Genomic DNA, 14560 nt, shown 5'->3' with positions numbered 1-14560 from the left:
GTAAATTTTCATCCAAAAACACCATGTCACAACGGTGTTTTTGGATGAAAGAACACATCAAAACCGTCAGACTTTACCGCGCAGAAAATCCGCCGTGTAGTTTTCACCTTGCGGCAGTTGGACCAACTCTTCGGGCGTTCCGGCGAAGGTGATGTAACCGCCTTTATCACCGCCTTCGGGGCCGAGGTCCATAAGGTAATCGGCGGATTTGATCACTTCCGTGTTGTGCTCGATGATGATCACACTATCGCCCTGATCGACCAGCGCGTTGATGGCTTTCAGCAACTTACGGATGTCGTGGAAGTGCAAACCAGTGGTCGGTTCGTCAAAAATGAACAGCGTCCCGCCTTTGTTGGGGTTACCTTTTCCGAGAAACGACGCCAGTTTGACGCGCTGCGCTTCGCCACCCGACAAGGTGTTCGACGACTGCCCGAGCGTGATGTACCCCAGCCCGACATCCTGCAACGGCAGCAGTTTCTCGACCATTTTAGGCTCGGCTTTCCGGAAATAGTCGATAGCTTCGTCGACGGTCATGTCCAGAATGTCGGCCACGTTTTTATCGTTCAGCGTGACTTCCAGCACTTCCTGTTTAAACCGTTTGCCGTTGCAGCCTTCGCATTTCAGGAAAATATCGGCCATAAACTGCATCTCGATCTTCACCTCGCCCTCGCCCTGGCACACCTCGCAACGCCCGCCATCGACGTTGAACGAAAAATGCGACGGTTTGTAGCCCCGCGCTTTGGCTACCGGTTGTTCGGCCATCACCGACCGCAGGTAATCATAGGCTTTGATGTACGTCACCGGGTTCGAGCGCGATGATTTGCCAATCGGGTTCTGGTCGATCATCTCGATGGCCGCAATCCGGTCCAGGCTCCCGCCCAGGCTGTCGTGCTTGCCCGCTTCTTCGGAACCGTCGCCTTTCAGCCGCATCAGCGCCGGGTACAACACCTTCCGAATCAGCGTCGATTTGCCCGAGCCGCTCACGCCCGTCACCACCGTCAGCGTATTCAACGGAAACCGCGCATCCAGGTCTTTCAAATTATTCTCCCGCGCACCGTTCACTTCCAGCCAGTGCGTCGCCTTCCGCCGAAACTTCGGCACCGGCACGGTTTCCTGCCCCGTCAGAAACGCAATCGTGTGGGAGGCAGAGGGCAGAGGGCTTAGGGCAGAGGGTTCCAAATCATTTGCCCTTTGCCCTAAGCCCTCTGCCAAAATTTCCGCCCACGTTCCCTGAAACACCAGATTCCCGCCGTTGACACCCGCGTCGGGGCCGATGTCGATGAGTTGGTCAGCAGCCCGCATGACTTCTTCTTCGTGTTCGACCACGATGACGGTGTTACCCAGGTCGCGCAAGGTTTCGAGCACGCTCACCAACTGCTTTGTATCGCGGGGATGCAGGCCGATGCTCGGTTCGTCCAGAATATACATCGAACCCACCAGTGCACTACCAAGCGAGGTAGCTAGTTTAATACGCTGATATTCACCGCCCGAGAGTGTATTCGTGAGCCGGTTTAAGGTCAGGTAGCTCAGGCCGACGCGCTCCATGTAGTCGAGCCGGTTGCGGATTTCGGTCAACAGCCGCTTACCCACTTCCAGTTGGTGAGCGGGCAATTCCAGGTTTCGGAAAAATTCGGCGGCTTCGCCAATCGGCATCAGCACGATGTCGGTAATCGATTTTCCGGCAATCTTCACGTAGCTGGCATCCCGCCGTAAGCGCGAACCCCGGCATTCGGGGCAGGTCGTTTTGCCCCGGTAGCGCGACAGCATCACCCGGTATTGCACCTTGAACGTCTGGCTTTCCACAAAGTCGAAAAACGCGTTCAGGCCCTGAAAATAGGTATTGCCGGTCCAGAGAATCTCCTTCTCGGCGGGCGACAGGTCTTTGTAAGGGCGGTGAATCGGGAAGTCGAACCGAATGCCGTTTTTCAGCAACGGACGCAGAAACTCCTCGCTCATTTTCTCGCTGCGCCAGGGCGCTATGGCCCCTTCGAACACCGACAGATTCTTGTCCGGAATGACCAGATCGGGGTCGATGCCGAGCACTTTGCCAAAACCGTCGCACCGCCGACACGCGCCGTAGGGATTGTTGAACGTGAAGAGGTTGACGGTCGGTTCTTCGAACGTAATGCCGTCGAGTTCAAATTTATCCGAGAAAACGCGCGATTCCTTCCCGACCACATCGACCCGGCAAACGCCTTCGCCCTCGTTGAAAGCAGTTTGAATCGAATCCGAAAACCGGTATTGGTTGTCTTCTTCGGGTTGGCAGGTTTCGTCGAACTGCACCGTACTGCGGTCGATCAGAATTTCGAGTTCCGCGCCGGATTTAGGTTCTCCAACAGTTTTTTCCAGGATTTCTTCGATGAACAGCACTTGGCCGTCGGCCACAATCCGGGTGTAGCCCTTCTGGAGCAGCACTTTTAGCTCATCGGCCAGCGTCCGGTCGGTTCGGATGTGCAGCGGAGCCATCACCATCACGCGCTGCCCGGCTTCGAAGCTATACAAATAGTTGACCACATCCGTGACGGTATCTTTCCGGACTTCCCGGCCCGAAACCGGCGAATAGGTGACACCCACCCGGGCGAAGAGCAGTTTCAGGTAATCGTAAATTTCGGTGGTCGTTCCAACCGTCGAGCGGGGGTTGCGGGTCGTTACTTTCTGTTCGATGGCAATGGCCGGGGAGACGCCCTTGATGTAGTCGACTTCCGGTTTTTCCATACGACCCAGAAACTGTCGGGCGTAGCTGCTCAGGCTTTCGACGTACATCCGCTGCCCTTCGGCAAACAGCGTATCGAAGGCCAGCGACGATTTGCCCGAGCCGGACAAACCGGTGATCACCACCAATTGGTTCCGGGGAATGGCAACGTCGATACTTTTCAGATTGTGCACGCGCGCACCCTTGATGATGATGTAGTTTTTGGGATCAAGGCGTTCAACGTCGGGCTGGGGAAATGAGCCGTTGGGCGGCAGACTAACCGATAAATTCATTCTATAAATGTAGCAAAACTCTATCTTTGGGCTAACGGTTTTTTTGAAAGGATGGTTTCTTTTTTCGCAAAGTTCACAGGAACCGTTAGCAACGTTCCAAAAGCAGCATGGACATAGCCGTACAGGAAGAGTTGGGAAAGCTGGCGCTGGCGATGCTGCTGGGCGGCATCATCGGGGCTGAACGGGAGTACCGGAGCAAATCGGCCGGTTTACGAACGACGCTGCTCATTTGTGTCGGGTCAACGCTGTTTACCATCGTTTCCCGGCAGTTTGACGACGAAGACCGGATTGCAGCCAACATCGTCAACGGCATCGGTTTTCTGGGCGCAGGCATCATTTACCGGCAGGAAAACGCCGTCAAAGGCCTGACCACGGCGGCCACCATCTGGGCCGTAGCGGCCATTGGGATGGCGATCGGGAGCGGTTTTTACGACGTGGCGCTGGGCAGTTTTGTGATCATCGGCGCGACGCTGATGATCCTGCCGGGTGTTGCCAACTGGATTGCCCGCGTCAACCGGATTCGGCAATACCGGATTGTGACAGATTTTCGGCATAAAACCCTGGCCGATTACGAAAAACTGTTTAAAGAATACGGCCTGCGTCCGCACCGGCAGACCCAGCAACGCATCGGCGACGAGCTGATCGGAAACTGGCGGGTCGACGGGCCGGAAAAAGCCCACGAACGCTGTATCCAGCACCTGCTCAACGATCCGGAGGTGAAAGAGTTTACGTTTTGAGGGAAATCACCAACTAAATACCCTTACTTTTTCGTTACTATAACAAGTTTTCATTTTTGTACTTTAATCAATTCTATGAACCTCATACAGAAAGGCTTATTGGCTATCCTTCTGATCAGTAGCAGTGTCGCCTTCGGGCAAATTACGGAAGACCCGGAAGACCGGCGCGGAGACGGAAAAGACCCGCTGAAAACCAAAACGCCGGAAGGTGATCCCCTGCCTTTCTCACAACGACTGCGGTTTGGGGGCGGGATTAGCAATGTCTCCATTGGTAATCCGTTTAGCATCGGCGTATCGCCCGTTATTGCCTACCAAGCTTCCGAACGCGCCATTCTTGGTGTTGGGATTAACTATGTTTATTACCGGGCGAAATATTACTACCAGAATGGCGCCACTGAAATTTACCGGACAAGTCAGTACGGTGGACGGGTTTTCGGGATGTACGAAGTCGTTCCGAATATCGTCAAAAACCTGTATCTGCACGGTGAGTTCGAAAATACGAATGTAGGATATACTAATACGAGCATAATCCCCTACCAGGACATGCGCCGTTGGGTGAGTGCCGGGTTGGTCGGTTTGACGTATTCGCAACCTATTAGTCGCCGGTTTGGCGTCAACCTGACGGCTTTGTATAACCTGAGCTACAACGCGAACCCGATTTATTCGTCATTTGTCTACGGCGGCAGTCCGTGGGTCATCCGGGTGTCGTTCTTCTAAGCGTCTATCAAGCGAAAAAACCGCCCTGAGCGTCGGTTGCGGGGCGGTTTTTTGGTATACCCGGTTTCACAAACGAGCAGACTTTGTTTTGCGCGGTTGTAAATTGACCCGGGCCGGATTAACTTGCCTGTATGATCCGTTCAGGTTTCCGGTTTAGCCTTTTTGTCTGTCTTTTCGTGTGCGTCCTTGCGGGGATGTGGCCGGTAGTTGCCCAGACGGCCAAACCGCCCAAGCAGGAACGCGTTCCGGAGGGCGGCTGGTGGTTCCGGGCGGGCGATAGCCTGGCCTGGAAAAATCCGGCCTACAATCACCAGCGCTGGGAACGCATCAATCCGGGCGTTGATCTCGACGACAATCCCACGCTCTGGAAGTCGGGCCGGGGCTGGTTTCGGCGGGTCATCCGGTTCCGGTCCCTTGAAGACACGACGTATGCCCTGACTTTCAAACAGTTTGGCGCTTCGGACGTGTACCTTGACGGGAAACTGATCGAAACGCTTCGACCGGACGGGTTTGATTCGGGCGGTTCGCAACGCATTTCGGCCGTAGTTCCGATTCGGATTGCCGACACCAGCCGGCACGTGCTGGCGGTGCGGTATTCGTTCCGGCGCGACCCGCTCATTGGCCTTGTGGTCGACAAAAAACCGTTTAACTTTAGCATGGCTCCGGTCGGCCACAGCCTGAATGACCTCATCGACCAGGAGTCGTACAACACGGGCGTCGCGCTGCTGGTAACGGGCATTATGGGTATTCTGAGCCTACTGCACTTCCTGTTCTACCGCGCCAACCCGACTCAATCCGTCAACCGGGTCTTGTCGCTGACGATGCTGGCCATTGCCTTTACATTTTTACTGGACCAACTTAAAACCTACGCCGGAACGCTGACCGCCAGTTCGTTGCTGCAACTGCTTTCCTGGACCGCTACCTACGCTAGTTTCGGTCTGATGTTGTTGTCACTCTACACCTACCTCGAACGTCGGAAAGGCTGGATTTTCTGGTCACTGATCGGGCTGCTGGTCGGAACGTTCGTGTACACCCTGTTCATCGACCCCACCCAGGAAGACAACGCCTGGATTCCGTTTCTGCTTATTCTGGTCGAATACATCCGGGTAAGCTGGCTTGCCCGGCGGCTCCGACGGGATTACGACGTGCGGCTCCCTTGGAAGTCGCTGCGTTTCTCGTTTATTTCGCTGTTTATCATCGTCGGGGGAATCGTGGTTGCAGCCTTTGGAATCGAAAGTTTTCGCTTGGGGAACCGGCCGGAATTGCTGGCGTTTGCAATCATCCTGCTGGTGTTGCTGGCCTTTCTGAGCGTCCCGATGGGTTTGTCCCTTTCGCTGGTCGGCGATTATGCCCGAACGTACCAGTCGCTTCGGAAACAGTTGGAGGAGGTTCGGCGGTTGTCGGCGCAGACGCTGGTTCAGGAACAGGAAAAGCAACAGATTCTGGCTACGCAAAATGAGCTGCTGGAACGACAGGTTACGAAACGAACCGCCGAACTGAACCAGTCGCTGGCTGAACTCCGGACTACCCAGGCCCAGCTTATTCAGTCGGCCAAAATGGCGTCGCTGGGCGAACTGACGGCCGGTATTGCCCATGAAATTCAGAATCCACTCAATTTTGTCAATAATTTCTCCGAACTCAGTACCGAACTGGCTGACGAACTGAAGGAAGGTCCACTCAAGCAGTTGCCGGAATCGGAACAGGCGTATGCGCAGGAGATTCTGGGCGATCTGACGCAGAACCTGCAAAAAATCAGCCACCACGGCCAGCGGGCGTCGCTGATTGTCAAAGGCATGCTCGAACACAGCCGCAACATCACCGGCGAACGGCAACCCACCGACCTCAACGCGCTGACCGAGGAACACCTGATGCTGGCTTACCACGGTTTTCGGACCAAAGACCGGTTTTTCGAAGCCCGACTGAGCACGGATTTCTCGCTGGCGGTTGGGCTGATACAGGTCGTTCCGCAGGAAATTGGCCGCGTCTTGCTCAACCTCTTCGGCAACGCGTTTTACGCTCTGCAACAGAAAGGGCGGGCCAGTGCGACCACCGGTTACGAACCCGAACTGACGGTTTCGACCCAGGCGACGGCGCAGCACGTTGTCCTGACCATCCGCGACAACGGAACCGGCATTCCGGCAGCGGTCCGGGAGAAGGTTTTTCAGCCGTTTTTCACCACCAAACCCACCGGCGAAGGCACGGGTCTGGGGCTGTCGCTGAGCTACGACATTATCACGAAAGGGTACGGCGGTCAGCTCGAAGTCGCCAGCGAAGAAGGGGCGTATACGGAGTTTATCCTGCGTTTGCCGAGGTAATCGGGCGGGTAAGTAAAAACCGGTTTCTTTCTGCTTTCCAGGGTATGTTTGCCAGGCTCGTCACCCTTCTGCTATCCGGTCTTCTTTTTCTTTCGTTGCCTGGGATTGGGCAGACACCTGATTTCGCCCGGGTGCCGGGAATAATTGTCGCCCACAGTCCGGCCTCGTCGGGACTGTACATCGGTTCGCCGAGCCTGTGCGTGCTGCCCAACGGCGATTACCTGGCGTCGCATGATTTGTTCGGGCCGCAATCCAACGAGTTTGTCCGGCCCACTTCCCGCATCTACCGCTCCAGAGACCGGGGTAAAACCTGGACACCGATCGCCGAAATCAACGGGCAGTTCTGGTCGAAACTCTACGTTCACCGCAACGGGCTTTATTTTTTCGGAACCGACAAACACCACGGCAACACCATCATCCGGAAATCCGACGACGGGGGTGTTACCTGGACCAACCCGACCGACGCCGACAACGGCCTGCTGCTGGTGGGCGAATACCACTGCGCCCCGGTGCCATTTCTCGAACACAACGGCCGGCTTTGGCGCGCGATGGAAGACGCGATGGGGCCGATCAAACAATGGGGCAAACGCTACGGCGCTTTCATGCTGTCGATGCCGCTGGACGCCGATCCGATGAAGGCGTCGAGCTGGACGAGCAGCAACGTGCTCCGGTTTGATTCGACGTACCTGAACGGCGAGTTTGGCGGCTGGATAGAAGGTAACGCGGTGCTGAGTCCGGCGGGCGAGATGTTGGACATTTTGCGCGTCGATCACAAGAAGTCGCTGGACGAAAAAGCCGCCTTTGTGCGGATCAGTCCGGATGGCAAAACCGCCCGCTTTGATGTGAGCACCGGTTTTGTGCCGTTTCCGGGTGGAAGTAAGAAATTCACGATTCGGTACGATCCGAAATCCGGGCGGTACTGGACACTAACAAATTACATTCCTGAGCCGTTTAAACAGGCCAATCCGGGGAAAAATCCGGCCAGTCTGCGCAATACACAGGCGCTTTGTAGCTCGAAGGATCTGATGAACTGGGAGTTGCACCGCGTGGTGTTGCAGCATCCCGATGTGGCCAAACACGGTTTTCAGTACGTCGACTGGCTGTTTGAAGGCCGGGATATTATTTTCCTCTCGCGCACGGCTTTCGACGACGGCCTGGGCGGGGCGCACAACAACCACGATGCCAACTTTCTGACCTTTCACCGCATCAAAAACTTCCGGCGCAAACCGATGGCGAAACTGTAATCAGACGAATGGCTATTCGGCCAGGGCTTTTTTGCGACTGCTGACAATCTTGCTGTCGAGGGTTTTGCTGTAAAACGTCTCCGTTTCTGTCGTGGTGTTCGTTTGCCCATTTGTGGTATAGCTGCGGGTCTTTTGCTGTTCGTACGTAACCACATCCCCAATATTGACAACTTCGTACTGACCACGTTTGTACAGCCGGTAAATCCGTCCTTTTTTGTCGCTAAAGCCCCAGACCTCGGCTCGTGGTACGATCTCCGAGTGGCCGTCGGCGTACCGAACGTTCAGGTTTCGAGCTTGCAGAAAAACGCTTTTAACAGATTTGATCGACGGGCCGGACTCGGTCCGAAACACATCGCTGCTTCGGTGTAAAAGCTGGTTGGGAGCCATCCGCATCTGCTCCTGCCGAATCCGGGGCGCACAGGAAGCCACCAGCAAAACGAAAAGACAAACAACCGGGCGCATCGGGATTTTGGGCGTTAGAAGTGTGTGCTGTCCATTACATTTATCATTCCTTTTTCCCTTCTATCCCGCCTGGCGCAATGTAGTACTAATTAACGCGGGTATTCAGGTTGGCGGCTTTGGTGCGGGCAACACAGGCTTCGTCGGCGCATTCGCCGTAAAAAACCAGGGAATGGGATTCCACTTCAAACTGTAGGGTCTGCCCCACGGTGGTTTTGATAAGTTGTAAGCGCGGATCGCAAAACTCGATGACCCGGTGGCAATTGACACAGATCAAGTGGGCATGCTGCTGCCGGCCTAGTGCTTTTTCAAACCGGCTTTTCGTGTTGTCCTCGTCCCCAAACTGATTTTTCCGCACCAGTCCGCAATCCACCAGAACGTCCAGCGTATTGTAAACCGTTGCCCGGCTGACGGCAAACGAGCGCTGGTGCATCGCCTGGTACAAATCTTCCGCATCGAAGTGATCATCGCGCGAATAGACTTCTTCCAGAATGGCAAACCGCTCCGTCGACCGGCGCAGCCCCTTCGTCAGCAGGTATTCTTCCAGTTTTGTTCGGGCGGTTTTAAATAACGAGGTTGATTCCAGCATGGGCGTAATCAGGGAACGGTCGTCCGACTAGGAGACGTTTAACCGAATAGTCTATCAGCAGTTATTTATTTAGACTAAGTTCAAACAAAAATACTGTTTTATTTCATACAAAGCAATAGGCTCAGGAAGAAAAACCTGTCAATCAGCGCTATTTACTGGTACCACTTAGCGTACATGACGTAATTATTGGCCGTCCGCATAAAAACTTCGCCGAGTTCCGGGGTTACGTTTTTCAGGAATCGGGCGGGATTGCCCGCGTAAATCGTACCCGGCGGCACAACCGTGTTTTGCGTAACAATAGCCCCGGCGGCAATAATGGAACCGCTACCAACCACCGCGCCATCCATCACAATAGCGCCCATCCCGATCAGCACTTGGTCCTCAATCGTGCAACCGTGGACAATGGCGTTATGTGCAATGGATACATAGTTTCCAATGGTCGTCTTGAATCGTTGATACGTACAATGAATGACGGCCCCATCCTGTACGTTGCAGTAGTCGCCCATCGTAATGCTGTTAACATCCCCCCGCACGACGGCATTGAACCAGACGGTGCAATTTCGCCCCATATTCACCTCACCGACAATCGTTGCGTTATCCGCAAACCAGCATTCCTCGCCAAATGTTGGCTCGATTCCGCGAACCGGTTTTACTAGTGCCATCTTGCTAAAATTCTATTTGTACGGTTAATTATTTGGCTAATTCTCCAACGAAATAGCGGTATTTTTGCATAAAAAGCCACTTTTGGGCCGTTGACTATAAAAAGCGACAGAGAATCAAGCAATTCGTACCTTTGTGCGCCAGATTATTTTCACTGCATGACTTGTAGCAGCTTAACATTTACGTTGCCCACGTACCAAGACCTTTCTTCTTTGTTGCTCCGGCAACGTACCTTATGGTCTTTTTTCTTTCTGCTAATCCTGTCTGTCAGCGGGTTTGCGCAGCAACCGTCGCGGGCCGACCAAATGAATGACGAGCAGATTATTGAGTTTTACCAACGCGCCCAGGCCAGCGGTCTGACCGAAATGCAGATTGAACAGGCGGCCATGTCGCAGGGCTATACGCTGAGCGACATTGCTAAAATGCGGCAGCGCATGGCCAAAATCAGGCAACAACAATCAACCCGGCCGGGCCAGTTTCAGGGCGATACGCTGATCAACCGGACACAACAGGGTTTGCTTTCCCAGCGGCCTTACCCGCTCAACGACAGCCTGAATCCGTTCCGGCGGGATACGGTTCGTCGGCCCTACATCTTTGGCTCCAACCTGTTTAAAGGCACCACGCTCACGTTTGAACCCAACCTGCGGATCGCAACGCCCCGAAATTACGTCATCGGCCCCGACGACGAGCTTGTTGTGGAGATTTATGGAAACTCGTCCGAAAGTTTTCGGCTACCCGTAAGCCCCGAAGGCTCCGTCCGGATGTTGAACCTGGCACCCATTTTTGTCAGCGGGCTGACCATCGAGCAGGCCGAACAACGGATCGTCGGGCGGCTGCGGCAGGCCTACCAGGGCCTGAATCGACCCGGCAGCGGCACCTACGCCACCGTGACGCTGGGCAACATCCGCAGCATCCGGGTGACACTCGTCGGCGAAGTCGTCACGCCCGGGGCTTACACCATTTCATCGCTGGCAACGGCTTTCAATGCGCTGTATCTGGCGGGTGGCCCCAACCCCGAAACCGGCTCGTTTCGCGACATTCAGGTGATTCGCAACAACCGCGTGATCCGGACCATCGACCTCTACGATTACCTGCTCCGGGCCGATAAAAAAGACGATATCCGGCTGCTGGATCAGGACGTGATCCGAGTCAACGACTACGGCGTTCGGGTGGAAATGCTCGGGCAGGTGAAGCGACCGGCGATCTACGAGGTAAAACCGGGCGAAACGCTGAAAAATGTGCTGGCCTTCGCGGGCGGTTTTACCGACCGGGCCTATACCTTTTCGATCACCCTCCGCCGGAACACGCCCCGCGAACTCCGCATTTCGACTATCACCCAGGAACAGATTGCCACGTTTGTCCCTCAGGCGGGAGACCGGTATACGGTCGGTGAGATCCTGAACCGCTACGAAAACCGGGTTCAGGTGACCGGAGCCGTCATGCGACCGGGTGATTACGCGCTGGGAGACGATATTTCCTCGGTTCGTTCGCTGCTTGGTAAAGCTGAGGGCCTGCGGAAAGATGCCTTCCTGAACCGGGCGGTATTGTACCGGGAACGCGAAAATATGGATCTGGAGGCTATTCCGTTCGATGTCGGACGGTTGATGCGGAACGAAACCGAAGATATTCCGCTGGTACGGCAGGATAGTCTGCACATTTATTCCGTCCGGGATTTGCGCGAGCCCTATTACGTCAGTATCGAGGGTGCTGTCAACCGGCCCGACACCATTTCGTACGTGGCCAATCTGACTGTTGCCGACCTGATTGCACTGGCGGGCGGTTTTCAGGAAGGTGCCACGCCCACCCGCATCGAGGTAGCCCGCCGGATTCGGGAAGACACCACGACAACAACCGGCCGCGAAACCGTGCAGATTTTTCAGTTTTCCATCGACCGGAGCTTAAACCTTCAACCGGCCGAAGCCCGGTTTTTGCTCAAACCGTTCGACGTGGTTTACGTGCGGACCTCGCCCCGGTATGAGCTTCAGCAGAATGTGGCGGTTTTTGGCGAAGTGATGCACCCCGGCAATTACGCCATCGAGTCGCGGTCGGAACGCATTTCAGATATTCTCCGGCGCGTCGGGGGCCTCAAACCGGAAGCATTCCTGCCGGGCACGCGCTTCTCCCGGCGGGGCGTCGTGATTGCCACGGACCTGGGCGCGATCCTGCAGGATCCGGGCGTTCCGGGCAACCTGCTGCTGGAAGTGGGCGATTCGATTATTATTCCGAAACGTCCCGAAACCGTATCCATTCAGGGCGCTGTCCTGAACCCATCGACGGTGGGCTATACGCAGGGATTCAGTTTCCGGGATTACGTGACCCAGGCAGGCGGCTATACCGATAATGCCCGGCACAAAAAAGCCTACGTCGTGTATGCCAACGGGTTGAAAGACCGAACCAAACGGTTTTTGTTTTTCCGAAAATACCCAAAAGTTGAACCAGGTTCACGGGTTATCGTGCCGTTCGGTCCGCTGACCGACGAACGACGGTTGACGCCGGGCGAACGCATTAGCCTGATTTCGGTCGTCGGAACGATGACCGTCACCCTGACAACCGTTATTCTAAATCTGATTCGAACCTTTTAAGCGTACCTTAGCGCAACGTTTAGAACGTCGCTCATGCCAGTAACAACGCAAACATCCACTGCCGGGCCCAAAATGGACGATGATCTGATTCAAATTCGGCCGGGTGACATCTGGAAGTTTCTCCAAAGCAGCCGCAAAGCCGTACTCCTTGGAGCGCTGGCTGGGATGCTGCTGGGTCTGTATTATGCTTTTTCGAAACCGGACGATTATAAAGCCGAAGTCATCGTCATGCCGGAAGCGTCGGCCAGTCCGGCGGGCGGAGCGGGTGGATTGGGTTCCCTGGCGGGTTTAGCCGGTATCAACCTCGACAATACGGGTGGCGATGCTATCCGGCCGGATTTGTTCCCGAATGTGCTGCAAAGCATTCCGTTTGCATTGCAGGTGCTCAAGCAGCCGGTGTATTCCAAAACGTACGGCACCACCATGCCGTTGCAGACGTACCTGAAACGGCAACAGCAGGAAACGGCTTTTCAGCGACTGACCGGCACCACGGATGATTCGCCCCCCGAAACCATAAAACCGGCTCCCGTAGCATTACCCGACCCGAAAAATTACAGCAAGGCGCTCCAGATCACACCCGAGCAGGAGGGACTGGCCGCTGCCCTGATCAAGCGCATCACGACGACTTACGAACGCCGAACCGGCATGGTGACCATCGAGGTCGTCATGCCCGATCCGGTGGTGGCCGCTACCGTCGCCCGGTTTTCGCTCGAATACCTGACGAACTATATTACCAGCTATCGGACCCAGAAGGTACGGAATCAGGAGCGGTTTCTGACGCAACAGGTCGCGCAGTCCCGGCGTCGGTACCAGGCTGCCGAAGTTGAACTGGAAAGTTACCGCGACCGCAACCGCAGTCTGTACAGCGGGCTGGCCCGGATCGCCGAGCAGCGGTTGCAGGCCGAGTTTATCCTGGCTCAGAACGTTTACAATGACCTCTCGCGGCAGTTGGAACAGACCAAAATCCGCGTCCAGGAAGAAACGCCGGTTTTCAAAATGCTCGAACCGCCCCGCATTCCGTTGCGGCCGAGCGGCCCCCGGCGAATGCTGTTTATTGTAGCCGCCCTCGTCGCCGGGATGGTTGGCGGTCTGGCGTGGACGTTTGTTAAAACCGTACTGGGACGCGTCAATGGTCCGCTGGCGTAAGTAAAGAAGGAAATAGTATACGGTTTTCCGTTGTGGCTTGGTGCCGTGAGGGGCAATGGAAAGAAGGAATAGCAAATAATGAATATTGAATAACGAATAGCGAAAACGGAAAACCGTAAACTGAATACTGAAAACCAGTTAAGCACGATGAAAAAAGCATTGATTTGTGGCGTTTCAGGGCAGGATGGGGCCTATCTGGCGCATTTGCTGTTGCAGAAGGGGTACGAAGTCTACGGCGGTTCGCGGGATGCTCAGATGTCATCGTTTCAGAACCTGACCCGGCTAAACATTCGATCGGACATTTCGCTGGTTTCGGTCAATATCAATGATTTCCGTAGTGTCTTGCAAACCCTGCTAAAAATCCGGCCCGACGAAGTGTATAACCTGGCAGGACAGAGTTCGGTGGGGTTGTCGTTTGAACAACCCGTGGAAACGCTGGAAAGTATCAGTGTCGGCACGCTGAATCTGCTGGAAGCCATCCGGTTCAGCGAATTACCGATCAAGTTGTACAACGCCGGATCGAGCGAATCGTTCGGTGATACGGGCCAACTGGCCGCCGACGAACGAACGCCCTTTCGGCCGCGCAGCCCGTATGGTGTGGCCAAAGCTGCCGCCTTCTGGCAGGTTGCCAACTACCGCGAAGCCTACCAGTTGTTTGCCAGCACCGGTATTCTGTTTAACCACGAATCCCCCCTGCGGCCGGAACGGTTTGTTACCCGCAAAATTGTAGCAGCCGCCTGCCGGATTGCCCAGGGCAGTACCGAAAAACTGACCCTGGGGAACATCGACATTGCCCGCGACTGGGGCTGGGCACCCGATTACGTGGAGGCCATGTGGCTGATGCTGCAACAACCCGAACCCGACGACTTTGTGATTGCGACGGGCCACACCCGGAAGTTGAAGGATTTTATTCGGACGGTTTTCGAACGCGTTGACCTGAACTGGGAAGATCATGTGCAGATAGACCCTTCCTTTTTCCGCCCGACCGACCTGGCCGAAGGAAACGCCAACCCGGCTAAAGCTTTCTGGCAATTTGGCTGGAAAGCCAAACATAAGATGGAGGAAGTAGCCCAGATGATGGTCGACGCGCAACTGAACGGCGTGTTTCACCCGACTGCTTCCTGAC

General features: G+C 55.2%; 11 protein-coding genes. 7 read left to right on the top strand and 4 right to left on the bottom strand.

All coding sequences use genetic code 11. The annotated features are described in order from the left end of the window. Positions 1 to 66: 66 nt before the first annotated feature. On the bottom strand, positions 67 to 2985 hold the full coding sequence (uvrA, locus tag ACO2Q8_RS22300) for an excinuclease ABC subunit UvrA (protein ID WP_423347075.1): 2919 nt from the start codon (positions 2983 to 2985) through the stop codon (positions 67 to 69). Positions 2986 to 3092: 107 nt separating this feature from the next. Here uvrA and ACO2Q8_RS22295 point away from each other — a divergent pair, with 107 nt between their 5' ends. The 4 genes from ACO2Q8_RS22295 (at position 3093) to ACO2Q8_RS22280 (ending at position 7998) form a co-directional block, all read left to right on the top strand. Continuing rightward, on the top strand, positions 3093 to 3722 hold the full coding sequence (locus tag ACO2Q8_RS22295; protein ID WP_423347074.1) for an MgtC/SapB family protein: 630 nt from the start codon (positions 3093 to 3095) through the stop codon (positions 3720 to 3722). Positions 3723 to 3797: 75 nt separating this feature from the next. After that, positions 3798 to 4439, top strand: a complete 642-nt coding sequence (locus ACO2Q8_RS22290; protein ID WP_423347073.1) for a hypothetical protein — start codon at positions 3798 to 3800, stop codon at positions 4437 to 4439. Between the two features lie 131 nt (positions 4440 to 4570). Further along, positions 4571 to 6754, top strand: a complete 2184-nt coding sequence (locus ACO2Q8_RS22285) for an ATP-binding protein (RefSeq protein WP_423347072.1) — start codon at positions 4571 to 4573, stop codon at positions 6752 to 6754. A gap of 44 nt (positions 6755 to 6798) precedes the next feature. Beyond that, the gene (locus ACO2Q8_RS22280; protein WP_423347071.1) at positions 6799 to 7998 is read left to right on the top strand and encodes a sialidase family protein; all 1200 of its coding nucleotides are present in this window, start codon (positions 6799 to 6801) and stop codon (positions 7996 to 7998) included. 12 nt (positions 7999 to 8010) lie between these two features. Here ACO2Q8_RS22280 and ACO2Q8_RS22275 read toward each other — a convergent pair whose 3' ends face one another. The 3 genes from ACO2Q8_RS22275 to ACO2Q8_RS22265 form a co-directional block, all read right to left on the bottom strand. Further along, positions 8011 to 8460, bottom strand: coding sequence for a hypothetical protein (locus ACO2Q8_RS22275; protein ID WP_423347070.1), 450 nt, complete (start codon positions 8458 to 8460; stop codon positions 8011 to 8013). An 85-nt stretch (positions 8461 to 8545) separates the two neighbouring features. Beyond that, the gene (locus ACO2Q8_RS22270) at positions 8546 to 9046 is read right to left on the bottom strand and encodes a Fur family transcriptional regulator (RefSeq protein ID WP_423347069.1); all 501 of its coding nucleotides are present in this window, start codon (positions 9044 to 9046) and stop codon (positions 8546 to 8548) included. 152 nt (positions 9047 to 9198) lie between these two features. Then, positions 9199 to 9708 (bottom strand): gamma carbonic anhydrase family protein, encoded by a 510-nt coding sequence (locus ACO2Q8_RS22265; protein WP_423347068.1) that lies wholly within the window; start codon positions 9706 to 9708, stop codon positions 9199 to 9201. A 183-nt stretch (positions 9709 to 9891) separates the two neighbouring features. Between ACO2Q8_RS22265 and ACO2Q8_RS22260 the strand changes: the two genes are divergently transcribed. The 3 genes from ACO2Q8_RS22260 (at position 9892) to ACO2Q8_RS22250 (ending at position 14559) form a co-directional block, all read left to right on the top strand. Further along, on the top strand, positions 9892 to 12288 hold the full coding sequence (locus ACO2Q8_RS22260) for an SLBB domain-containing protein (RefSeq protein WP_423347067.1): 2397 nt from the start codon (positions 9892 to 9894) through the stop codon (positions 12286 to 12288). Between the two features lie 33 nt (positions 12289 to 12321). Further along, positions 12322 to 13434: a lipopolysaccharide biosynthesis protein gene (locus ACO2Q8_RS22255; protein WP_423347066.1), complete on the top strand. Its 1113-nt coding sequence runs from the start codon at positions 12322 to 12324 to the stop codon at positions 13432 to 13434. Positions 13435 to 13581: 147 nt separating this feature from the next. Then, positions 13582 to 14559: a GDP-mannose 4,6-dehydratase gene (locus ACO2Q8_RS22250; protein ID WP_423347065.1), complete on the top strand. Its 978-nt coding sequence runs from the start codon at positions 13582 to 13584 to the stop codon at positions 14557 to 14559. Position 14560: the final 1 nt, after the last annotated feature.

Origin of the sequence: Larkinella sp. VNQ87, from assembly GCF_049445795.1 — a bacterium.
GTDB lineage: Bacteria > Bacteroidota > Bacteroidia > Cytophagales > Spirosomataceae > Larkinella.
This window is presented reverse-complemented; position numbering and strand designations above follow the sequence as displayed.